This window comes from Pseudomonas sp. BJP69 (genome assembly GCF_007633355.1).
GTDB classification, from domain to species: Bacteria; Pseudomonadota; Gammaproteobacteria; order Pseudomonadales; family Pseudomonadaceae; genus Aquipseudomonas; species Aquipseudomonas juntendi.
In genome coordinates, this window is sequence record NZ_CP041933.1 from 3,565,030 (window position 1) to 3,586,375 (window position 21,346).

At 63.3% G+C, this 21,346-nt stretch carries 16 protein-coding genes; 10 read left to right on the forward strand and 6 right to left on the reverse strand.

The window, feature by feature from the left end; genetic code table 11:
* Positions 1-20: 20 nt before the first annotated feature.
* Positions 21-581, reverse strand: a complete 561-nt coding sequence (locus FPB55_RS16575; protein ID WP_144188699.1) for an NADPH-dependent FMN reductase — start codon at positions 579-581, stop codon at positions 21-23.
* A 156-nt stretch (positions 582-737) separates the two neighbouring features.
* Here FPB55_RS16575 and FPB55_RS16580 point away from each other — a divergent pair, with 156 nt between their 5' ends.
* Positions 738-956 (forward strand): hypothetical protein, encoded by a 219-nt coding sequence (locus FPB55_RS16580; protein ID WP_009686408.1) that lies wholly within the window; start codon positions 738-740, stop codon positions 954-956.
* 61 nt (positions 957-1,017) lie between these two features.
* Here the strand turns inward: FPB55_RS16580 and dnaQ are convergent, their stop codons facing one another.
* Genes dnaQ through FPB55_RS16595 form a run of 3 tightly spaced genes read right to left on the reverse strand, consistent with a single transcriptional unit; the run spans position 1,018 to position 3,062 of the window.
* Positions 1,018-1,776: a DNA polymerase III subunit epsilon gene (dnaQ, locus tag FPB55_RS16585; protein WP_009686407.1), complete on the reverse strand. Its 759-nt coding sequence runs from the start codon at positions 1,774-1,776 to the stop codon at positions 1,018-1,020.
* Between the two features lie 50 nt (positions 1,777-1,826).
* The gene (rnhA, locus tag FPB55_RS16590) at positions 1,827-2,273 is read right to left on the reverse strand and encodes a ribonuclease HI (protein ID WP_029886642.1); all 447 of its coding nucleotides are present in this window, start codon (positions 2,271-2,273) and stop codon (positions 1,827-1,829) included.
* 15 nt (positions 2,274-2,288) lie between these two features.
* Complete coding sequence (locus FPB55_RS16595; RefSeq protein WP_144188701.1) at positions 2,289-3,062, reverse strand: methyltransferase domain-containing protein; 774 nt, start codon at positions 3,060-3,062, stop codon at positions 2,289-2,291.
* An 85-nt stretch (positions 3,063-3,147) separates the two neighbouring features.
* On the opposite strand from FPB55_RS16595, the gene gloB reads away from it, so the two are divergent.
* From gloB to FPB55_RS16630, 7 genes are all read left to right on the forward strand, one after another.
* Positions 3,148-3,930, forward strand: a complete 783-nt coding sequence (gloB, locus tag FPB55_RS16600; protein WP_115294425.1) for a hydroxyacylglutathione hydrolase — start codon at positions 3,148-3,150, stop codon at positions 3,928-3,930.
* A gap of 100 nt (positions 3,931-4,030) precedes the next feature.
* Positions 4,031-5,461 (forward strand): lytic transglycosylase domain-containing protein, encoded by a 1,431-nt coding sequence (locus FPB55_RS16605; RefSeq protein WP_115294426.1) that lies wholly within the window; start codon positions 4,031-4,033, stop codon positions 5,459-5,461.
* A gap of 158 nt (positions 5,462-5,619) precedes the next feature.
* Positions 5,620-7,449, forward strand: coding sequence for an extracellular solute-binding protein (locus tag FPB55_RS16610; protein ID WP_202981961.1), 1,830 nt, complete (start codon positions 5,620-5,622; stop codon positions 7,447-7,449).
* A complete protein-coding gene (locus FPB55_RS16615) occupies positions 7,446-9,281 on the forward strand; it encodes an extracellular solute-binding protein (RefSeq protein WP_047149855.1) in 1,836 nt (611 codons plus the stop codon). The genes FPB55_RS16610 and FPB55_RS16615 overlap by 4 nt, the downstream gene beginning before the upstream one ends.
* 1 nt (position 9,282) lies before the next feature.
* On the forward strand, positions 9,283-10,356 hold the full coding sequence (locus FPB55_RS16620; RefSeq protein WP_009686399.1) for a microcin C ABC transporter permease YejB: 1,074 nt from the start codon (positions 9,283-9,285) through the stop codon (positions 10,354-10,356).
* A gap of 1 nt (position 10,357) precedes the next feature.
* Positions 10,358-11,377, forward strand: coding sequence for an ABC transporter permease (locus FPB55_RS16625; protein ID WP_029886648.1), 1,020 nt, complete (start codon positions 10,358-10,360; stop codon positions 11,375-11,377).
* A 1-nt stretch (position 11,378) separates the two neighbouring features.
* Positions 11,379-12,986 (forward strand): ABC transporter ATP-binding protein, encoded by a 1,608-nt coding sequence (locus FPB55_RS16630; protein ID WP_029886649.1) that lies wholly within the window; start codon positions 11,379-11,381, stop codon positions 12,984-12,986.
* A gap of 63 nt (positions 12,987-13,049) precedes the next feature.
* Here the strand turns inward: FPB55_RS16630 and FPB55_RS26840 are convergent, their stop codons facing one another.
* Together FPB55_RS26840 and FPB55_RS16640 are read right to left on the reverse strand one after the other, a co-directional pair.
* Positions 13,050-14,159 (reverse strand): methyl-accepting chemotaxis protein, encoded by a 1,110-nt coding sequence (locus FPB55_RS26840; protein WP_144188703.1) that lies wholly within the window; start codon positions 14,157-14,159, stop codon positions 13,050-13,052.
* Positions 14,160-14,196: 37 nt separating this feature from the next.
* Positions 14,197-15,978 carry an EAL domain-containing protein gene (locus tag FPB55_RS16640; RefSeq protein ID WP_144188705.1) on the reverse strand — a complete coding sequence of 594 codons (1,782 nt, stop codon included), beginning with the start codon at positions 15,976-15,978 and terminating at the stop codon, positions 14,197-14,199.
* Positions 15,979-16,293: 315 nt separating this feature from the next.
* On the opposite strand from FPB55_RS16640, the gene FPB55_RS16645 reads away from it, so the two are divergent.
* Together FPB55_RS16645 and glgA are read left to right on the forward strand one after the other, a co-directional pair.
* Positions 16,294-19,221 carry an aminotransferase gene (locus tag FPB55_RS16645; RefSeq protein ID WP_144188707.1) on the forward strand — a complete coding sequence of 976 codons (2,928 nt, stop codon included), beginning with the start codon at positions 16,294-16,296 and terminating at the stop codon, positions 19,219-19,221.
* A 558-nt stretch (positions 19,222-19,779) separates the two neighbouring features.
* Positions 19,780-21,339 (forward strand): glycogen synthase GlgA, encoded by a 1,560-nt coding sequence (glgA, locus tag FPB55_RS16650; protein WP_029886653.1) that lies wholly within the window; start codon positions 19,780-19,782, stop codon positions 21,337-21,339.
* Positions 21,340-21,346 lie beyond the last annotated feature (7 nt).

A 21,346-nucleotide genomic window follows, 5' to 3' on the forward strand; every position in this document is an offset into this window, starting at 1 on the left:
CTCACGAGTGGGTTGGCGGTTCAGACCGACCGGTTCAGCTTCACCCATGAAGCAAACTTGTCGATGAAGGCCTGCAGGAATGGCCGGGTCTTGTCGTTGAGCTTGCCCGACTCGTCGAACAGGTTGGCGGCACCGCCAATGTAGGCTTCGGGCATCTGCATGCACGGCATGTCCAGAAATACCAGCGCCTGGCGCACGGCATGGTTGGCACCAAAGCCGCCGATAGTCCCTGGCGAAACGCTCACCACCGCAGTGGGCTTGCCGCTCCAGGCACTGTGCCCGTAAGGCCGGGAGCCAACGTCAATGGCGTTCTTCAGGCAGCCGGGGACCGAGCGGTTGTATTCAGGGGTGACGAACAGCACGGCATCGCTGCGGCGAATTTCATCCCGAAACCGTTTCCAGGACTCGGGAGCACCCTCGGCCTCGACATCCTCGTTGTACAGCGGCAGATCGCCAATTTCGACGATTTTCAGGGCAAGGCTGGACGATGCCAGCTCCGCAAGTGCGCGGGCGACCTTACGGTTGTAGGACTCCTTGCGCAAGCTACCGACAACAACCGCAACCGAATACACCTGGCTCATGGCAATTTCCTACCTATACGGGTTAAAGGACGTTGTAGTTATAGATGACCGTTTCTCGCCGCTTTGGTTTTTTTTCATCGACGCGAAAACTTCCAGCCCTCCTGCACGGTCTATGACTACAGACATTTCCTACGTATTTCAGAGGTTTCCACCCAAATGGCAGCAGTAATGGTCGGCCAATTCCACGCCCGTGACGCCGAAGGCCGCATCTACCCCGTGCACGAGTTCCAGGAGTCGACCCTGCAACTTGACGGCAGCACACTGGGCGCCCCCATCACCACCTACCGCCTGGCCATCGGCGACAAGGTCAATTACCTGGGTGAAAACCGCTTCGAGCTGGCCCGCAGCGGTGTCGAGCTCATTCGCATTCCGTGAAGCAAGCCGTGGCGCATGGCCGGTGATGGATGACCGGCAGCAGCAAGACAGATAGCCACAATCAGCCGGCAGCTGACTCGGTCAGCAGCTGCCACATCGAAGGCCCGCCTGCCGATTTGGCTATGGCTGCCAACCGCTCGGCATGCGCTTCCAGCTCTTGGGCATTGGCCATGATCACGCGCCCCGGCGCTCGCCCGGTGATCCGGCGGATTTCGCTGCCGCCGCCAGCCTGCCCGTCACCCTCGGCATCCGCCCCATGACCGGCCAGCGACAGGCTGGTCTGGCCACCGGTCATCGCCAGGTAGACGTCGGCCAGCAGTTCCGAGTCGAGCAGTGCGCCGTGCAGCTCGCGGCCCGAGTTGTCGATATCGTAGCGTTTGCACAGCGCATCGAGGCTGTTGCGCTGCCCCGGGTGGCGCGAACGCGCCAGCAGCAAGGTGTCGAGAACGGTGCAGTACTGCGACACGTCCGCGCGATGTTGCTGGCCCAGCAAGGCGAATTCGTTGTTGATGAAGCCTACGTCGAACGCCGCGTTGTGGATGACCAGCGTGGCGCCTTGGATGAACTCGAAGAATTCATCGGCCACATCGGCGAAGCGCGGCTTGCCGACCAGAAACGCGTCGGTGATGCCGTGGACGTTGATCGCCCCCTCGTCACTTTCGCGGTCCGGCTGCAGGTAGACATGGAAATGCCGCCCGGTCAGCCGCCGGCCGATCACCTCGACACAGCCGATTTCGATGATCCGGTGACCTTCGCCAACCGGCATACCCGTGGTCTCGGTATCGAGAATCACGTACCGTTTATCTTGCTGCTGCTCCACGCCGGGTGCTCCAACTTGCATCAGTTACAAAGCGGCGATTGTACCCCAGCTCAACGCTGGGCGCGCACCTCATCGACCCCACGGTTGGCCAACTGGTCGGCCCGTTCGTTGCCGGGGTGGCCGATGTGCCCGCGTACCCACTTCCAGGTGACCTTGTGGCGGTTGACCTGCTCATCGAGCAGTTGCCACAGGTCGGCGTTTTTTACCGGCTCCTTGGCCGCGGTTTTCCAGCCGCGCTTCTTCCAGTTGACCATCCACTCGTTGATGCCCTTCATCACATATTGCGAGTCGGTGGTCAGCACGACTTCGCATTCACGCTTGAGCGACATCAGCCCCTGGATCGCCGCCATCAGTTCCATGCGGTTGTTGGTGGTTTCACGTTCGCCGCCCCACAGTTCCTTCTCGACGCCCTTGTAGATCATCAGCACCCCCCAGCCACCCGGGCCAGGGTTGCCCTTGCAGGCACCATCGGTAAACATTTCGACGCTATCGCTCATGTACCACTCTTGAATTCAGTGCTTGTCAGTTTCAGGGTTGGCTGCCGTGCGGTTGACCTTGGCCAGCGGCAGCGGCAGCAGCTTGCCCATGGGCTCGCGACGCTGCTGACGCAGGGGCCGCAGCCCGACCACCATCTTGCGCGCCACCAGCAGGTAGACCCCACCACCGGCACCTTGCCAGCCGCCGGCCAGCCGCTCCCAGCCTTGCAGGCGCTGCTGCCAGGCCGGTGAGGCAAGCCGCGGACGATAGCACCCGAAGCGGCGTTTCTCCAGCGCGAAGCCCAGCAGGTTGAGCCAGTCGCCAACCCGCGACGGCGAGATGCAGCGCGCCTTGCGCAAGGCGCCATGACTGAAGAAATGGCGCATGCCCCAACTGCTCCACGGGTTGATGCCCACGATCAGCAAATGCCCGCCCGGGCGCACGGCACTGGCTGCCTCGCGCAGCAGGCCATGCGGCGACAGGCAGAAGTCCAGGCCATGCTGCAGCACCACCACGTCGGCAGCATGCTCGCTCAGCGGCCAGGCCTGTTCCTCGCAGACAATTTCAACCCCAGGCAACGGCGCACCAAGGCGCACATTGCGCTGCACCTGGGGTGCCTGGGGCGGTGCTTCGGCGCAGGGCCCGTAATGCACCAGGTAACCGCCAAAAAAGCGCCCCAGCTCTTCCTCCAGCAGTTGGTCTTCTTCCTTGAGCATCAGTTGGCCGAGTGGGCCATTGAACCACTCACGGGCCAGGCTGATCAGCTCGACCCAGTCCGGATCGGCCTGGGCAAAGGCTTGGTCGGTCATTGCGCTCTCCCTCGAAGGTTCTCCCGCCGCGCCATCGCGGCTAAGATGCCTTCATGTGCCACGCTAGGTGAATCGGATCCGCACCATGATACAGATCGATGCTCTTCCCGCTTTCTCCGACAACTACATCTGGTTGTTACAGGATACTGCCAAACGCCGTTGTGCGGTGGTCGACCCCGGCGACGCAGGACCGGTGGAGCGTTGGCTGGCCGCCAACCCCGGCTGGGCGCTGAGCGACATCCTCATTACCCACCACCACACCGACCACGTCGGCGGCGTGGCACGGCTCAAGCAACTGACCGGCGCGCGGGTCTGTGGCCCGGCCAACGAGCAGATTCCCTGCCGTGACCTGGCGCTGGACGAGGGCGCCGAGGTCGAAGTGCTGGGCGTGGTGTTCCAGGTGCTGGCGGTGCCCGGCCACACCCTGGGCCATATCGCTTTCTTCAGTGACCAGCCGTCGGAAACCCCGCTCCTGTTCAGCGGCGATACCCTGTTCGCGGCCGGTTGCGGGCGCATGTTCGAGGGCACGCCCGAGCAGATGCAACCCGCCTTGGCCCGCCTGGCGGCCCTGCCCGCGCACACCCAGGTGTACTGCGCCCACGAATACACGCTTGCCAACCTGCGCTTCGCCAAGGCCGTCGAGCCCGACAACCCGCATGTGCAGCAGCGCTTCGACGAGGTGACCCGGTTGCGCGCCGACCAGCGCATCACATTGCCGTCGACAATTGGCCTGGAGCGCCTGACCAACCCTTTTTTGCGCACCTCTGAAACATTAGTTAAACAAAAAGCAGACGAATGGAAGGGACATTCAAACGCTACGCATGTCGCTGTTTTTGCTGCCTTGAGGTCTTGGAAAGACACCTTCTGATAACCGCAAGATATATCGCAATCTGTGCTCAACGGTTGACCCGGCCCGGAGCGGTTTCTAGAATCGCCGAAATTTTTTGCCCGGATACCTGTCTCAGCCGATGTCTTCCCGTAGCCGCAGAACCTCTCATTCAGTCGCCCTGACGCGCCTGGCCCAAATCAGTGCGCTGGCTCTGGCCGCCACTCTGGTGGGTTGCCAGAGCAACCGTCAGCTCGACGAATCCGATAGCGTTCGCGCGCACAACTACCAGGCGCGGATCAAGCACAAGCCCGCGCCGCTGCTGGTCAAGCCGGCCGAGCAGGCGCCACAGGACGTGTGGGAGCGAATGCGCCAGGGCTTTGCCCTGCAGGACAGCATCGACGTCAACCCGCGCATCGAGCAACAGCGTTTGTGGTTCGCCAGCAACCCCACCTTCATCGAAAGCGCTGGCGAGCGCGGCAGCCTGTACCTGCACTACATCGTCGAGCGCCTCGAGGAGCGTGACATGCCCCTGGAGCTGGCGCTGCTGCCAGCCATCGAAAGCGCCTACAACCCGATGGCGTATTCGCGGGCCAGCGCCGCAGGCATGTGGCAGTTCATGCCGGCAACCGGTCGCCACTTCAACCTGCGCCAGACCAATTTCTATGACGGCCGCCGCGACATTACGGCCTCGACCAATGCTGCGCTGGACTACCTGACCCGCCTGCATGACATGTTCAACGGCGACTGGCTGCTGGCGCTGGCCGCCTACAACGCCGGCGAAGGCACGGTCAGCCGCGCCATCGAGCGCAACGAGAAGCTTGGCCTGCCGACCGACTACTGGAACCTGCCACTGCCGCAGGAAACCCGTGACTACGTACCCAAGTTGCTGGCGCTGTCGCAGGTGGTGTCCACGCCTGAAGCCTATGGCGTCAATCTCACCCCGATCGCCAACGAACCGTACTTCGAAGCAGTGGCGATCAACGAACGCTTGGACCTGACCCGGGTTGCCGCCTTCGCCAACATCGACGAGGACGAGCTGATCCAGCTCAACCCGGCGTTCAAGAAACGCATGACCGTCGATGGCCCGAAACAGCTGCTGGTGCCAACCGCCAAAGCACAGCTGCTCAGTGCCAGCCTGTCCAACCTCAACCCCGAGCAACTGGTCAGCCTGCAACCGCCAAAAGCCGCATTCGCCCGCGCCGTGGCCGAAGCCAAGGCACCGGTGGCCACGCGTAGCTACCGGGTCAAGCGGGGTGACAACCTCGGTGCCATCGCCAAGGCCAACCGCGTATCGATCAAGGACATCAAGCGCTGGAACCGCCTGTCCGGCAACAACCTGCGCGCTGGCCAGGTCCTGGCCCTGCGCGGCGGCAACGCCCCGAGCGCCGCCGGCAATCGCGTAGCGGCGTCGGCGCAGCGCTCTACCCAGTACAAGGTGCGCAAGGGTGACTCGCTGTACCTGGTGGCCAAGCGCTTCAACGTGGAAATGAAGCACCTCAAGCGCTGGAACCCGCGCAGCGGTCATGCCCTCAAGCCCGGGCAGACCCTGACCGTCTACGTCGGGCATTGAAAGTCTCAAGCTGCAAGCAGCAAGAAAAAAGCAATTCGCGTACACCGCCGCTTTTTCTTGCAGCTTGAAGCTTGAAGCTTGCCGCTCTCTTTTTCCCACCCCCCCAAGCTGTTACTGTACGCCGACAAAAGCCCAACGCCTCTGGATCGGATGCCGACTTGATACGTCCCCTCCTGCTGTCAATCAGCCTGGCCTTGAGCTTTCCCGCAGTCGCGATGGTGAGCGAAAGCCACGGATACGCGCAGTTCGGCACGCTCAAGTACCCAGCCACGTTCACCCACTTCGACTGGGTCAACCCGCAAGCGCCCAAAGGCGGCACGTTGCGGGCAATGGCCTTTGGCACCTTCGACACCCTCAACCCCTATACCTTCAAGGGGTCGAGCCCGGTTACCACGCCCAACTTCCAACAGTACGGTATCAGCGAGCTCAACGAGCCGCTGATGGTCGGTACCGGCCAATACGACCCGTCCGGCGACGAGCCCACCTCCAGCTACGGCCTGATTGCCCGCTCGGTGGAGTACAGCGAGGACCGTAGCTGGGTGGTGTTCAACCTGCGCCCGGAAGCCCGCTGGCATGACGGCAAGCCGATCACCTCGGCAGACGTGGCCTTCTCCTACCGCACGTTGCTCAAGGACGGCCACCCGATCTACCGCACCAACCTGCAGGAGGTGCAGCGGGTCGATATCCTCGGCCCGCTGCGCATCCGCTTCGTGTTCAAGCGCGCTGGCAACCCACTGCTCATCCTGCGCCTGGGCGAGATGCCAGTGCTGCCCAAGCACTACTGGCAGCACCGTGACTTCAAGGCCACTACCTTCGAGCCGCCATTGGGCAGTGGCCCGTACCGCATCACCGAGGTGCAGCCGGGGCGCCGGCTGGTGTTCGAGCGCGTCAAGCGTTACTGGGGCAAGGACCTGGCCGTCAACCGAGGCAAGTACAACTTCGATCGCGTGGAGTACGAATTCTACCGTGATGCCACCGTGGCCTTCGAAGCGTTCAAGGCCGGTGAATTCGACATCTATATCGAACACCAGGCGAAGAACTGGGCCAACGGCTACAACTTCCCGGCCGTGCGCCGTGGCGAGGTGATCAAGGCGCAGATCCCGCACCGCATCCCCACGCAAACCCAGGGCCTGTTCATGAACAGCCGCCGGGCGACCTTCAGCGACCCGCGGGTACGCCAGGCACTGGGGCTGATGCTCGACTTCGAGTGGACCAACCGCGCCCTGTTCAGCAACGCCTACCGGCGCTCGACCAGCTACTACCCCAACAGTGAGTTCGCCGCCAGCGGTGTGCCCACCGGCAAGGAATGGCTGCTGCTGGCCCCATTCCGTGACCAGTTACCCGCCAAACTGTTCAGCGAACCGTACCAGGTCAGCCACACCGCCGGCCGTGGCGTCAGCCGCGAAACCTTGCGCCAGGCACTGGCCCTGCTCGCCGAGGCGGGGTGGAAGCTGAACGGCCAGCGCCTGGTCGACAGCAAAGGCCAGCAGTTGCGCATGGAGCTGCTGCTGGTAAACCCCAACCTTGAACGCATCCTGCAACCTTATGTCGAAAATCTGTCCAGCATCGGTATCGATGCGCGCTTGCGCACCGTGGACCGTGCCCAGTACAAACAACGCCTGGACCAGTTCGATTTCGACATGATTCTGATGACCCTCAATCAGACCCTGAGCCCCGGCCTGGAGCAGTGGTTGTACTTCCATTCGAGCCAGGCCGGCACCAAGGGCAGCAAGAACTATGCAGGGGTCAAGGACCCGGTGGTCGACCACCTGCTCGACACCCTGTTGGCCGCACGCACCCGCGACGACCAGGTGGCTGCCGCCCGCGCCCTGGACCGCGTCCTCTCATGGCAGTACTACATGATCCCCAACTGGTACCTGGACAACCATCGCCTGGCCTACCGCAACCGGTTCGCCTTCGTCACCACACCGCCCTATACCCTTGGGCTGAACAGCTGGTGGATAAAGACTTCGGAGAAAGCCCAATGATGCCAACGCACCGCTTGCGCCGGCTGGCTGGCAGCCTGTTGCTCGCCTGCCTGAGCCTTCCCGCCCTGGCCGCACCGCAACATGCGCTCACCCTGTACGACGAGCCGCCCAAATACCCTGCCGACTTCAAGCACTTCGACTACGTGAACCCCGAGGCGCCCAAGGGTGGCACCTTCCGCCAGTCCAGTTTCGGCGGGTTCGACAGCCTCAACCCGTTCATCAACAAGGGCGTGCCGGCCGAAAACATCAGCATCATCTACGACACCCTGATGCGCCAGAGCCAGGACGAACCCTTCACCGAATATGGCCTGGTCGCCGGCAAGATCGAGAAAGCCCCGGACAACAGCTGGGTGCGCTTCTACCTGCGCCCCGAAGCACGTTTCCACGATGGCCACCCCATGCGTGCCGACGACGTGGTGTTTACCTTCAACGCCCTGATCAAGGATGGTGCGCCGCTGTATCGTCAGTACTATGCCGACGTCGCCGAGGTGGTCGCCGAAGACCCGTTGAAAGTGCTGTTCAAGTTCAAGCACCGGAACAACCGTGAACTGCCGCTGATCCTCGGGCAGTTGCCCGTGTTGCCCAAGCACTGGTACGAAAACCGCGACTTCAACCGCGGCAACCTGGAAATTCCGCTGGGCAGCGGCCCGTACAAGGTGGCCGAGGTCAAGGCCGGGCGCTCGGTACGCTACGAGCGGGTCAAGGACTACTGGGCCAAGGACCTGCCGATCAACCGTGGGTTCTACAACTTCGATGTCATGACCTTCGACGCCTACCGTGACACCACCGTAGCCCTGCAAGCACTCAAGGCCGGCGCGTTCGACTATGGCCTGGAAGTCAGCGCGAAAAACTGGGCCACCGCCTACGACGTGCCCGCCGTGCGCGAAGGCAGGCTGATCAAGGAAGAGCTGCCCAACGGCAACCCCACTGGCATGCAGGGCTTCATTTTCAACATCCGCCGGCCGGTATTCCAGGATGTGCGCGTACGCCACGCCTTGAGCCTGCTGCTGGACTATGAATGGACCAACAAGCAACTGTTCAACGGTGCCTACACCCGTACCGGCAGTTACTTCGAAAACTCGGAAATGGCCGCCCGTGGCTTGCCCAGCGCCAGCGAACTGAAGATCCTCGAGCCGCTGCGCGGCAAAGTACCCGACCAGGTGTTCACCGAGGCCTTCCACAACCCGGTCAGCGACGGCAGCGGCATGATCCGCGAGCAGCAGCGCCAGGCCTACAAGCTGCTGCAGGAGGCCGGCTGGAAAATCGTCGACGACAAGATGGTCGATGCCCAGGGCAAACCGGTAAGCATCGAGTTCCTGCTGGCGCAGACCGAGTTCGAACGCATCCTGCTGCCGTTCAAGCGCAACCTGGCTGACCTGGGTATCGAGCTGAACATCCGCCGGGTCGATGTTTCGCAGTACATCACCCGCCTGCGCTCACGCGATTTCGACATGATCGTCGGCGGCTATCCGCAGTCCAACTCGCCCGGCAACGAGCAGCGCGAATTCTGGTCCAGTGCCGCCGCCGACAACCCCGGCAGCCGCAACTTCATCGGCCTGCGCGACCCGGCCATCGACCAGCTGGTCGACCAGCTGATCAATGCCGACTCGCGCCAAAGCCTGATCGACCATTGCCGCGCCCTCGACCGGGTATTGCTGTGGGGCTATTACGTGATCCCCAACTGGCACATCAAGACCTGGCGGGTCGCCTACTGGAACCACATCGGGCACCCGAAGGTGTCGCCCAAGTACGACATCGGCATCGACACCTGGTGGATCAAGCCCGGGGTAAGCCCGGCCGTCAGCGCAGCCCCTGCGGACGAGGCCAACTGAGATGCTGGCCTACATCCTGCGCCGCCTGCTGCTGATCATCCCGACCCTGTTCGGCATCCTCATCATCAACTTCATCATCGTCCAGGCTGCCCCCGGTGGCCCGGTCGAACAGATGATCGCCAAGCTCGAAGGCTTCGAGGGTGCCACCAGCCGCATTGCCGGTGGCGGCGCCGAGGTGTCCGTGGCGGGCTCCAACTACCGTGGCGCCCAAGGCCTGGACCCGGCGCTGATCGCCGAAATCGAGCGCATGTACGGGTTCGACAAATCGCCGCCCGAACGCCTGTGGATCATGATCAAGAACTACGCCCGACTGGATTTCGGCGACAGCTTCTTCCGCGATGCCAAGGTCATCGACCTGATCATCGAAAAGATGCCGGTGTCGATCTCGCTGGGGCTGTGGAGCACCCTGATCATGTACCTGGTGTCGATCCCGCTGGGCATCGCCAAGGCGGTACGCCATGGCAGCCACTTCGACGTGTGGACCAGTTCGGCGATCATCGTCGGCTATGCGATCCCCGCCTTCCTGTTCGCCATTCTGCTGATCGTGCTGTTCGCCGGCGGCAGCTACTTCGACTGGTTCCCGCTGCGCGGCCTCACCTCCAACAACTTCGATGAGCTGAGCACCACCGGCAAGGTGCTGGACTACTTCTGGCACCTGGTGCTGCCAATCACCGCGCTGGTCATCGGCAACTTCGCAACCATGACCCTGCTGACCAAGAACAGCTTCCTCGACGAAATCAACAAACAATACGTGGTGACCGCCAAGGCCAAAGGCCTGAGCCGGCCACGGGTGCTGTATGGCCATGTGTTCCGCAACGCCATGCTGCTGGTGATTGCCGGCTTCCCTTCGGCGTTCATCGGTATCTTCTTCACCGGCTCCCTGCTGATCGAGGTGATCTTCAGCCTCGACGGCCTGGGCCTGATGAGCTTCGAGGCGGCCATCAACCGCGACTACCCGGTGGTCTTCGGCACCCTGTTCATCTTCACCCTGCTGGGGCTGGTGGTGAAACTGATCGGCGACCTGACCTACACCCTGGTCGATCCACGCATCGACTTTGCCAGCCGGGAGCACTGACATGGCCTTGTCCCCCCTCAACCGACGGCGCTTCGAGCGCTTCAAGGCCAACCGCCGTGGCTGGTGGTCGCTGTGGTTGTTCCTGATCCTGTTCGGCCTCAGCCTGGGTGCCGAACTGATCGCCAACGACAAACCGATTGCAGTGCGCTACGACGGCCAGTGGTACTTCCCCGCCTTCAAGCGCTACCCGGAAACCACGTTCGGCGGCGAGTTCCCGCTGGAAGCCAACTACAAGAGCCCCTACATCCGCGAGCTGCTGGCCAAGAAAGACAGCTTCGTGCTGTGGGCGCCGATCCCGTTCAGCTACCAGAGCATCAACTACGACCTGCGTGTTCCGGCCCCGGCACCGCCCTCGGCGGACAACTGGCTAGGCACCGACGACCAAGGCCGCGACGTGCTGGCGCGGGTAATCTACGGCTTCCGCATATCGGTGCTGTTCGCCCTGACCCTGACCGTGGCCAGCTCCATCATCGGCGTCCTCGCGGGGGCCTTGCAGGGGTTTTATGGCGGTTGGGTCGACCTGGCCGGGCAACGCTTTCTGGAAATCTGGTCGGGGCTGCCGGTGCTGTACCTGCTGATCATTCTTGCCAGTTTCGTGCAGCCGAACTTCTGGTGGCTGCTGGGCATCATGCTGCTGTTTTCCTGGATGAGCCTGGTCGACGTGGTGCGCGCCGAGTTCCTGCGCGGCCGCAACCTGGAGTACGTGCGTGCCGCCCGAGCCCTGGGCATGCGCAACGGCGCAATCATGTACCGGCACATCCTGCCCAACGCCATGATCTCGACCATGACCTTCATGCCGTTCATTCTCACCGGCGCCATCGGTACCCTCACGGCCCTGGACTTCCTCGGCTTCGGCCTGCCCGCCGGTTCGCCCTCGCTGGGCGAGCTGGTGGCCCAGGGCAAGTCCAACCTGCAGGCACCCTGGCTGGGCATCAGCGCCTTCGCGGTACTGGCGCTGATGCTGAGCCTGCTGGTATTCATCGGCGAATCCGCCCGCGACGCCTTCGACCCGAGGAAGTGACATGAGTGAACAGAACCTGATCGAAGTGCGCGACCTGGTCGTCGAGTTTGTAACCGGCGACCAGGTCAACCGGGTGGTGGATGGCATCAGTTTCGACATCCGCAAAGGCGAGACGCTGGCGCTGGTCGGTGAAAGCGGCTCGGGCAAGTCGGTGACTGCGCACTCGATCCTGCGCCTGCTGCCCTACCCCTTGGCCCAGCACCCCCGCGGCAGCATCCGCCATGAAGGCAAGGACTTGCTGCAGCAGAACGAAAAAACCCTGCAGCGCATTCGCGGCAACCGCATTGCGATGATATTCCAGGAGCCGATGACGTCGCTGAACCCGCTGCACTGCATCGAAAAGCAGATCAATGAAATCCTTCTGCTGCACAAGGGCCTGACCGGCAAGCAAGCCACTGCGCGCACCCTGGAGCTGCTGGAAATGGTCGGCATCCCGGAGCCGCGCAAACGCCTCAAGGCCCTGCCCCACGAGCTGTCCGGCGGGCAACGCCAGCGGGTGATGATCGCCATGGCCCTGGCCAACGAGCCGGAACTGCTGATTGCCGACGAACCGACCACGGCGCTGGATGTGACCGTGCAGCTGAAGATTCTCGACCTGCTCAAGGAACTGCAGGCACGCCTGGGCATGGCGCTGCTGCTGATCAGCCATGACCTGAACCTGGTGCGGCGCATTGCCCACCGCGTGTGCGTGATGCAGCGCGGGCAGATTGTCGAGCAGGCGGACTGCGCGGCCCTGTTCAGCGCGCCGCAACACCCCTACACGCAGATGCTGATCAATGCCGAGCCCAGCGGGCTGCCGGCGCATAACCCGGTAGGCGCGCCGCTGCTGCAAGTCGATGAGCTCAAGGTCTGGTTCCCGATCAAGAAGGGCCTGCTGCGGCGTACTGTCGACCATGTCAAGGCGGTGAACGGGGTCAACTTCAGTTTGCCGCAGGGGCAAACGCTGGGCATCGTCGGGGAGTCCGGGTCGGGCAAGTCGACATTGGGCCTGGCGATCCTGCGGCTGATTGCCAGCCAGGGGGGTATCCGCTTCCACGGGCAAGACCTGCAGGGGATGAACCAGAAAGCCGTGCGCCCGTTACGGCGCGAGATGCAGGTGGTGTTCCAGGACCCCTTCGGCAGCCTCAGCCCGCGCATGTGCGTGGCAGACATCGTTGGGGAAGGCTTGCGCATTCACGGTATCGGCAATGCCCAGGAGCAGGAAGCAGCCATCATTGCGGCGCTGGAGGAGGTAGGGCTCGACCCGGGCACCCGGCACCGCTACCCGCATGAGTTTTCGGGTGGGCAGCGCCAGCGCATTGCCATCGCCCGGGCGCTGGTGCTCAAGCCGGCGCTGATTCTGCTGGATGAGCCGACCTCGGCACTGGACCGCACGGTGCAGCGCCAGGTGGTCGAGTTGCTGCGTAATCTGCAGCAAAAATACAACCTCACTTACCTGTTCATCAGCCATGACCTGGCGGTGGTCAGGGCACTGAGCCATCAGTTGATGGTGATCAAGCATGGGCAGGTGGTTGAACAGGGGGATGCGCAGGCAATCTTCCATGCACCGCAACATCCGTATACCCGGCAGCTACTGGAGGCGGCGTTTCTGGAGGTGGAGCCTTCGTGAAGCCGCGCCCGGGCAGTTTGCTAGGGTGATGCGAGCCTGGGCGGCGCGTTTCCCGCTGCCTGGCTACAGGTCTTCGCTCACCCGGCCAACGGCCGCCACCACTTGCCTGGCACCGGCCTGAATACCGCCTATGGCCGTACTCGCCTGGGTAACGAAATCCACCGCATTGGCCGCTTCCTGGCGGCTACGCTCCACCTCGCTGACCGCCTGGTTAGCCAGCAGATGATTGTGCGCGACCACCGCATCGATCTCGGCCGTGGCGGTGCTGGTGCGCCCCGCCAGCTTGCGCACTTCATCGGCCACCACGGCGAAGCCCCGCCCCTGGTCGCCGGCGCGCGCAGCTTCGATCGCCGCATTCAGGGCCAACAGGTTGGTCTGCGACGCAATGGCCCCAATGGTCTGCACGATCGTACTGATGACCGTCGACTGCTGGCCCAAGGCAGCAATGGTATCGCCGGCGCAGTGTAATTGGCTCGCCACGTTCTGCATGGCCTGCTGCATGCCCTGCATCACCGTGACACCATCGCTGGCACTGGCGTCCGTGCGCCGGGAAATGTCCAGCGCCATGTTGGCCGCCTGCCTTACCGCCTGTTCACGCTCGACCTGGGCGGTCACCACCGTGGCGAATTTGACCACTTTCACCAGCTTGCCACTGGCATCATGGACCGGGTTGTAGCTGGCCTCCAGCCAGATCTCGCGCCCTTGGCTGTCAATACGCCGGAATCGCCCGGTCACGTACCGGCCAGCATTGAGCGTGCGCCAGAACGCCGTGTACTCGGCACTGGCGGTTTCCTTGGCATCACAGAAAATTCGATGGTGCTGGCCGATCAGTTGCTCCAGGCGGTAGCCCATGGCGGCGAGAAACATCGGGTTGGCAGCTTGCACCCTGCCGTCCAGGCCAAACTGGATCATCGCCGTGGAACGCAGCAAGGCTTCGAGCAACGCCTGGCTTTCCAGCCCAGGCGCGGCCAGCCACTGTTGCAGGGGCATGCCCACGACATCGCCCGGCGCGGCGCCGAGTGCCTGGGCAAAACCCGCGGTGCACTCCGCGATACGGTTCTGCCCGTCCAGGCGCAGCATGGCACCCTGCTCGAGTTCGGCCAGCCGCTGACGCAGTTGCACGAGCTCGGCCTGTTGCGCTGCCAGTGCAGTTTTGAGGTGGCGATTAAACATCAATAAGACCTGCGATGTTATGCATCATGGTGGGAAGTCAGACAACAGACACTTTCTGTTGAGTGTCGTGAAACCACTCCTTGAAAACGGCTGCAGGCATCGGTCTGGCGATGAAATAGCCCTGCGCTTCAACACAGCCCCAGGCGCAGGCCTGGACCAACTGTTCGGCGGTTTCGATCCCTTCGGCGGCCACTTGATAACCGAGTTCGTTGGCCAGCCCTACCACCGACTGCACCAACAATGCTTCACGCGTGCCCGAGGCGGCACGGTGCACCAGCGACCTGTCGAGCTTGACGATGCTGGCGGGGATTTGCGTCAGGTAAACCCAGTTGCTGTAGCCCGTGCCGAAGTCATCGATGGCAATGGCGATGCCTGCCTGGTGCGCACGCAGCAGTTGCTGCAGCACTTCTTCGGGCTGTTCGATCAAGACACTCTCGGTGAATTCGAGCTGTACCCGCTGCGGCTCGATGGCCTGGGCCTGCAAGCTGTGCAGCAGTGCATCCATGAACCCTGCGCTTTCCAGGTCGCGCGCGGTGACGTTGAAGCTGAGACTGAAATCCAGGTCCCGGGTACAGGCCAGCACCCGCAAGGCTGCGCGCATCACCCAAAGGCTGAGGCTGGCCATGAGCGCCGTTTTTTCAGCCAAAGGGATGAACTCCGCCGGGGCGACATCGCCCAGTAGCGGGTGGCGCCAGCGCAGCAAGGCTTCGGCAGAACCGCATCGGCCCGAAGGCAGCTCAATCCGCGGTTGCAGGTGCAGGCTCAGTTCATCGTCGCTCTGCAGCGCCTGGGCCAACGAGGCCAGCAACAGGAACGCACGGCGTTGCGCAGCGTCCACGTCCGGCTCGTACCACCCATGCCGGCCAGGCCTGCGCCGCGCGGTATCCGCTGCCGCGACTGCCCGGCGCATCCACTCCATGCCGTCACGGTCTTCGCACTGCTGCGTGATGGGGGCGATGCCGATACCGGCGTCCAGCAACACCGGAATGTGGTGGCATTGCGCAGGCGCCTGCAGGGCGTCGACAATCCGCTCGCACAAAGGCTGTACGTCGGCTGCGTCTTCCAGCAGCACACCGAAGCGGGTCGGGCTGATCTTGTACAACGACAAGCCGTTATCCAGCTGGCTGGCGATGCGCGCCTTGGCCTGCAGCGTCAGGTCGTGGGCAAAGTTGTAACCCAGGCCGCGGATGATATCGCTGAGGGCCTCGGCGGCCATGATGTCCACCGCCAACAGGGTCAGCGACTTACCCCGCTCCAGGCCCGCCACCACATCACACTCGAGCTTCAGGCGGTTGAACAGGCCGGTGGCCTGGTCGTGAAAATTGTTGCGGCGCATGCCGGCGATGATGTGCATGGCCATTTCGCTGAAGGACGTCAGCATCGACCGTTGCGCCTCATCCAGGGCGGGCCGTGGTGCAGTATCGATGATGCAGAAGCTGCCGATGGCCACCTGGCTGTCTACCAGCAGCGGGGCCCCGCAGTAATAGCGAATGCCAGGCTCACCCGTGACCAGGGGGTTGTCGGCAAAGCGCGGGTCCAGGGCAGCGTCCAGCACTTCCAGTGGCTGTGCCTGGAGAATGGTGTGGGCACAGAATGAAACATCCCGGGGGGTGGCATCAGCGGCCAGCCCGCCCTTGGCCATGAACCATTGCTCGCACTCCCCTACGATCGAAACCAGGCAGATCGGCATGGAAAAGTAGCGGCGGGCCATCTCGACCAGCGCAGTCAGTTCGCTGCTCTGCGGCTGATGCAGTACGCACCATTCGGCGATCTTCGCCAAACGGTCGGGTTCATTGGGCGGAACGGGGGCAACTTTCATGGCATCTCACCTGTCCCACGCGGACCCAAGCATAGAGTAATAGCACTACGCTACATCAATACTTGTACAGAGAGAAATTTTTGTACAACTTTTCGCATTAAATTTCGACAGACGGTGATGCAACATCACCTGCCTAGTAAGAGATCGGCCCACGAAGGAAGTTCACCAACCCCCGGTTTCACGGGCACACACGTACCGTTTCAGTGTGTAACAGCCACTGCACCAGTCATCAGAAAATCTGATGACGATCGTCTTTAGTCATCAGCCAGGTAGGGCATAAAGTCGCTTCGTCCACCCGCCTCAACGGTAGAGCCCATGTCCAGTCACCCCCAAACTGCCTCCCCTGCCCTCCACGCGCTGGTCCAGCGTTCCAGCTTGCCAGGCCCTGTGCTCAGCGCCCCCCAGGCGCAAGGCCTGCTGCAGGCCCACTACGGCCTCACCGGTGAGTTGTCGGCCTTGGGCAGCCAGCAGGACCTGAACCTGCGTGTGGTCGCGCCGCAAGGCAGCTTCGTGCTCAAGGCATGCCATGGCAGCTACGCCCAGGTCGAACTGGAGGCCCAGCATGCGGCCCTCGCCTACCTGTGCGAGCATGGCCTGCCCGTGCCAGGCGTGCGCCCGGCACTCAGTGGCGAAGCCTTGCTGGCCCTGGACGTCGCAGACCAGCCATTGCGGGTACGCCTGCTGGAATACATCGAGGGGCAACCGCTCACGCGCCTTGCCCACCTCCCGGCGCAACTGATGGCCGAACTGGGCGGGCTTTGCGCAAAGCTTGATCGGGCCTTGGCCGGTTTCGACCACCCTGGCCTCGAGCGCACCCTGCAATGGGACCCCAAGCATGCGCAAACGCTGATAGAGCACCTGCTCCCTGTGCTGCACGATGCCGACCAGCGCCGCCGCATCACACAGGCTACCGCGGTCGCTGCCCACCACCTGGCACCCCTGATCGGCAGCCTGCCAAGCCAAGCCGTGCACCTGGACATCACCGACGACAACACCGTGTGGGCGCGCGACGACCAGCGCCAATGGCAATTGCGAGGGCTGATCGACTTCGGCGACCTGCTACGTACCTGGCGCATCGCCGACCTGTCGGTAACCTGTGCGGCGCTGCTGCACCACGCCGAAGGCGACCCGCTGCGGATCCTCCCGGCGATCCGCGCCTACCAGGCCCACAACCCACTCACGGAGGCAGAGCTACGGGCCTTGTGGCCACTGGTGCTGAACCGCGCCGCAGTACTGGTGCTGAGCAGCGCACAGCAGTTGGCGGTGGACCCAGGCAACCAGTACACCCGCGACAATGTCGCCCATGAGTGGGAAATTTTCGACACCGCCACCGCCGTGCCCTTCGCCTTGATGCAGGCAGCGATCCTGCGGGCTGCGGGGTTGCCGGTCGCCACGCCAGACATGAGCGGCTGCGCGCCGCTGCTTCCCGAACTGCAAGGGCAGACGGTGCACCGGCTCGACCTCGGCGTGCTCAGTGCGCACTATGAGGCGGGCAACTGGGAGCAACCTGGCTTCGACCAGCACCTGCTCACCCGGCAACCTGCCCCGGCCTGCACCCTGTACGGGCAGTATCGCCTGTCGCAAACCCATATCGACCGCGCCGCAGAACCGGCCACTTGCGCCCTCGGCGTTGAACTGCATGTGCCACACGCAAGCCTGCTCCAGGCACCGGCGGCCGGCACCTGGCAGCGCCATGGCGATGCTGGCGGTTGCCTGCGTACTGCGCACTGGGCCCTGTGGCTGCAGGGGCTGCAGGATGCACCAGCCGATGGCCAGGCCGTGGCCCAGGGCCAGGCGCTGGGCCGTAGTTGCGGCGTGCTTCGCGTGCAAGTGTGCCTGGGCACCGACACCCAGCCACCGTTCTTCGCCACCCCTTCCCATGCCGATGCCTGGCTGGCCCTGTGCCCTTCCCCCGCGCCGCTGCTGGGCCTGGACTGCGATGCCGAGCCACTGCCCGACCCACAGGCCCTGTTGGCGCGTCGCGACGCCAGCTTCGCGCGCTCGCAGAAACACTACTACGCGCAGCCACCCCACATCGAACGTGGCTGGCGCAACTACCTGTTCGACATGCAAGGCCGCGCTTACCTCGACATGCTCAACAACGTTGCGGTACTGGGCCATGGCCACCCGCGCATGGTCGCCGAGTCGGCGCGGCAGTGGTCGTTGCTCAATACCAACTCGCGCTTTCACTACGCAGCCGTCACCGAGTTCTCCGAGCGTTTGCTGAAGCTGGTACCCGAAGGCTTCGACCGGGTATTCATGGTCAACAGCGGTACCGAAGCCAACGACCTGGCAATACGGCTGGCCTGGGCCTACAGCGGCGGGCGCGACCTGCTCAGCGTGCTGGAGGCCTACCACGGCTGGTCGGTGGCCACCGATGCCATCTCCACGTCGATCGCCGACAACCCGCAGGCGTTGCACACCCGCCCGGACTGGGTGCACCCGGTCGAGGCGCCGAATACCTTCCGCGGCCGCTACCGTGGCGCCGACAGCGCAGCAGACTACCTGCGCGATGTCGACACCAAGCTGGCCGACCTCGATGCCCGTGGCCGACAGCTGGCCGGCATCATCTGCGAACCGGTGTACGGCAATGCCGGTGGCATCGCGCTGCCAGCGGGGTACCTGCGCGAGGCCTATGCCAAGGTCCGGGCCAGGGGCGGCGTGTGCATCGCCGACGAGGTCCAGGTCGGTTACGGCCGCCTGGGTGAATACTTCTGGGGCTTCGAGCAGCAAGGCGTGGTGCCCGACATCATCACCATGGCCAAGGGCATGGGTAACGGCCAGCCGCTGGGGGTGGTCATTACCCGCCGCGACATTGCCGAAGCACTGGAGGCCGAGGGTTATTTCTTCTCGTCTGCCGGTGGCAGCCCGGTCAGTTGCCGCATTGGCATGGCAGTACTGGACGTGATGCAGGAAGAAGGCCTGTGGGACAACGCCCGCGACACCGGGCGCTATTTCAAGGCGCGCCTGCAGGCGCTGGTCGACAAGCACCCGCTGGCCGGCGCCGCGCATGGCTCGGGCTTCTACCTGGGCCTGGAACTGGTGCGTGACCGCGAAACACTGGAGCCCGCGACGCAGGAAACCCAGCTGCTCTGCGACAGGTTGCGGGAATTGGGCATCTTCATGCAACCCACAGGGGATCACCTGAACATTCTCAAGATCAAGCCGCCGATGTGCACCAGCCGGGCCAGCGTGGATTACTTCGTCGACAGCATCGACCGGGTGCTGGGTGAAGGGCTGTAGCGGCTCACCTTCTGCCAGATCGAGCGCCGCGCGAGCGGCGCTTCGCGAATAAACCCCGCGCCCACCCACGGCCCTTTTTCGGGCGAGCACAAGCGCACCAACATGGCGCATGCCCTCCATCGCGCCACAAAAAGGCGCGGCATCAGCACGCAATTAACCACCCCGCTTCATGCTTGTTCACATCCACTCACAAACGCCAACGTTTGCGTCTAGCCCGCATGCTCTCAAATGTGACCAGTGGGTCACCTTTTCTGCCTTTTCTCTCCTACACTCGGTTTTCGGCCCGCGATTTGCTCAATGGAAGAGTGACGAAAATAAGTCGAACTTTACGGAACGCGGGCAGGTCAGGAACTAAGTAGGCCAAACGCAACGGGATCTCCCAGCTTCGGCCACCACCCCTACCCGCTCAAACGCCTTCGGCCGGAACGCCGAGAGCGCGGTGCCTGCGCGCACGACCTTGGGGCATGGAAAGCAGTACGTATTCAGCAAGCAGAGAGAACCAGTACGAAACAACGCCACGGGTGCCAGCACCCGGCAAGCATAGGGACGGAGAGAAGTATGATCAGTGCCGCTGTCGAGCCACACGTAAACACGTTCACCACCGAGAAGCGCGAACCGCTCACCCCGGATTTCGCCACGACAGCCAAGGCACCCGGCGCCCAGCGCCAGCACAACCCCAACAAGCGCAAGATTCTGTTCGTGACCTCGGAAATCGCCGACCTGGTCAAGACAGGCGGCCTGGGTGACGTGTCTGCAGCCCTGCCGCGCGCCCTGGCGCACTTGCACGATGTTCGGGTATTGATCCCGGGCTACCCGCAGGTGGTCGAAAGCGACAACCCGATCCATATCGTCGGCGAACTGGGCGGCCACGCAGCCCTGCCGCCATGCAAGATCGGCCGCATGGACATGCCCGACGGCCTGGTCATCTATGTGCTCATCTGCCCCGAACTGTACCAGCGCGACGGCACCCCCTATGGCGCCAACAACGGTCGCGACTGGCCAGACAACCACATCCGTTTCGCTCGCCTGGGCCTGGCCGCGGCGGAAATCGCAGCCGGCGAAGGCATGATCCACTGGAAGCCCGAAGTGGTGCATGCGCATGACTGGCCGGCCGGCCTGGCGCCAGCCTACATGCACTGGCGCGGCCTCAACACGCCAACCCTGTTCACCATCCACAACCTGGCCTACCAAGGTGTGTACAGCCGTGGGTGCAGCCCCGAACTGGCCATCCCGGAACACGCCATGCAGCAGGAAGGCATGGAGTTCTACGGCAAGCTGTCGTTCCTCAAGGCGGGCCTTGCCTATTCCAGCCACATCACCACGGTCAGCGCCACCTATGCCCGGGAAATCACCACCCCGGAATTCGGCTGCGGCCTGGATGGTTTCCTCGCCAGCAAAGCCCAGCAAGGCCTGCTTGGCGGCATCCCCAACGGTATCGACGAAAGCTGGGACTCGGCCACCGACAAGCACCTGCAGCACAACTTCAGCATCAATGACTGGGAAGGCAAGGCACGCAATACCCACGAAGTACGCCAACTGTTCGGCCTGGACGACTCCGAAGGCCCACTGTTCGCAGTGGTTTCGCGCCTGGTTTACCAGAAAGGCCTGGATTTGACCTTGGCCGTGGCCGACTACATCGTCGAACAAGGCGGGCAGATCGCGATCATCGGCCGTGGCGAGCCTGAGGAAGAACAGGCCATGCGCGAACTGGCGCTGCGCCACCCAGGCCGTATCGGGGTACGCATCGGCTTCAACGAAACCGACGCCCGGCGCATGTTCGCCGGCAGTGATTTCCTGCTGATGCCCTCGCGCTACGAGCCCTGCGGGCTCAGCCAGATGTATGCCCAGCGCTTTGGCTCGCTGCCAGTGGCGCGCAATACCGGCGGCCTGGCCGACACCATCGAGTGCGGGGTCACGGGCTTCCTGTTCAACGAGTCGACCGTCGACAGCTACCGCGAAGCGCTTGGCCGCGCCTTCTACGTTTATGGCAAGAAGGACCTGCTCAACGCCATGCGCTGCCTGTCGATGACCCAACCGTTCAACTGGTGCCAGGCAGTGGAACCCTACGCCCGGCTGTACGAAGACCTGGTCAAGCAAGCACAACTGAGCCACTACTGAGCGAGGG

What these genes read in the sequence shown, in the direction of transcription:
- FPB55_RS16605 (WP_115294426.1), top strand. Translation starts at nt 4,031, where the DNA reads ATGTCTTCCCGTAGCCGCAGAACCTCTCATTCAGTCGCCCTGACGCGC.
- glgA (WP_029886653.1), top strand. Translation starts at nt 19,780, where the DNA reads ATGATCAGTGCCGCTGTCGAGCCACACGTAAACACGTTCACCACCGAG.
- FPB55_RS26840 (WP_144188703.1), bottom strand. Translation starts at nt 14,159, where the DNA reads ATGTTTAATCGCCACCTCAAAACTGCACTGGCAGCGCAACAGGCCGAG.
- rnhA (WP_029886642.1), bottom strand. Translation starts at nt 2,273, where the DNA reads ATGAGCGATAGCGTCGAAATGTTTACCGATGGTGCCTGCAAGGGCAAC.
- FPB55_RS16630 (WP_029886649.1), top strand. Translation starts at nt 11,379, where the DNA reads ATGAGTGAACAGAACCTGATCGAAGTGCGCGACCTGGTCGTCGAGTTT.
- FPB55_RS16595 (WP_144188701.1), bottom strand. Translation starts at nt 3,062, where the DNA reads ATGACCGACCAAGCCTTTGCCCAGGCCGATCCGGACTGGGTCGAGCTG.
- FPB55_RS16615 (WP_047149855.1), top strand. Translation starts at nt 7,446, where the DNA reads ATGATGCCAACGCACCGCTTGCGCCGGCTGGCTGGCAGCCTGTTGCTC.
- FPB55_RS16645 (WP_144188707.1), top strand. Translation starts at nt 16,294, where the DNA reads ATGTCCAGTCACCCCCAAACTGCCTCCCCTGCCCTCCACGCGCTGGTC.
- FPB55_RS16640 (WP_144188705.1), bottom strand. Translation starts at nt 15,978, where the DNA reads ATGAAAGTTGCCCCCGTTCCGCCCAATGAACCCGACCGTTTGGCGAAG.
- FPB55_RS16575 (WP_144188699.1), bottom strand. Translation starts at nt 581, where the DNA reads ATGAGCCAGGTGTATTCGGTTGCGGTTGTTGTCGGTAGCTTGCGCAAG.
- FPB55_RS16620 (WP_009686399.1), top strand. Translation starts at nt 9,283, where the DNA reads ATGCTGGCCTACATCCTGCGCCGCCTGCTGCTGATCATCCCGACCCTG.
- gloB (WP_115294425.1), top strand. Translation starts at nt 3,148, where the DNA reads ATGATACAGATCGATGCTCTTCCCGCTTTCTCCGACAACTACATCTGG.
- FPB55_RS16580 (WP_009686408.1), top strand. Translation starts at nt 738, where the DNA reads ATGGCAGCAGTAATGGTCGGCCAATTCCACGCCCGTGACGCCGAAGGC.
- FPB55_RS16625 (WP_029886648.1), top strand. Translation starts at nt 10,358, where the DNA reads ATGGCCTTGTCCCCCCTCAACCGACGGCGCTTCGAGCGCTTCAAGGCC.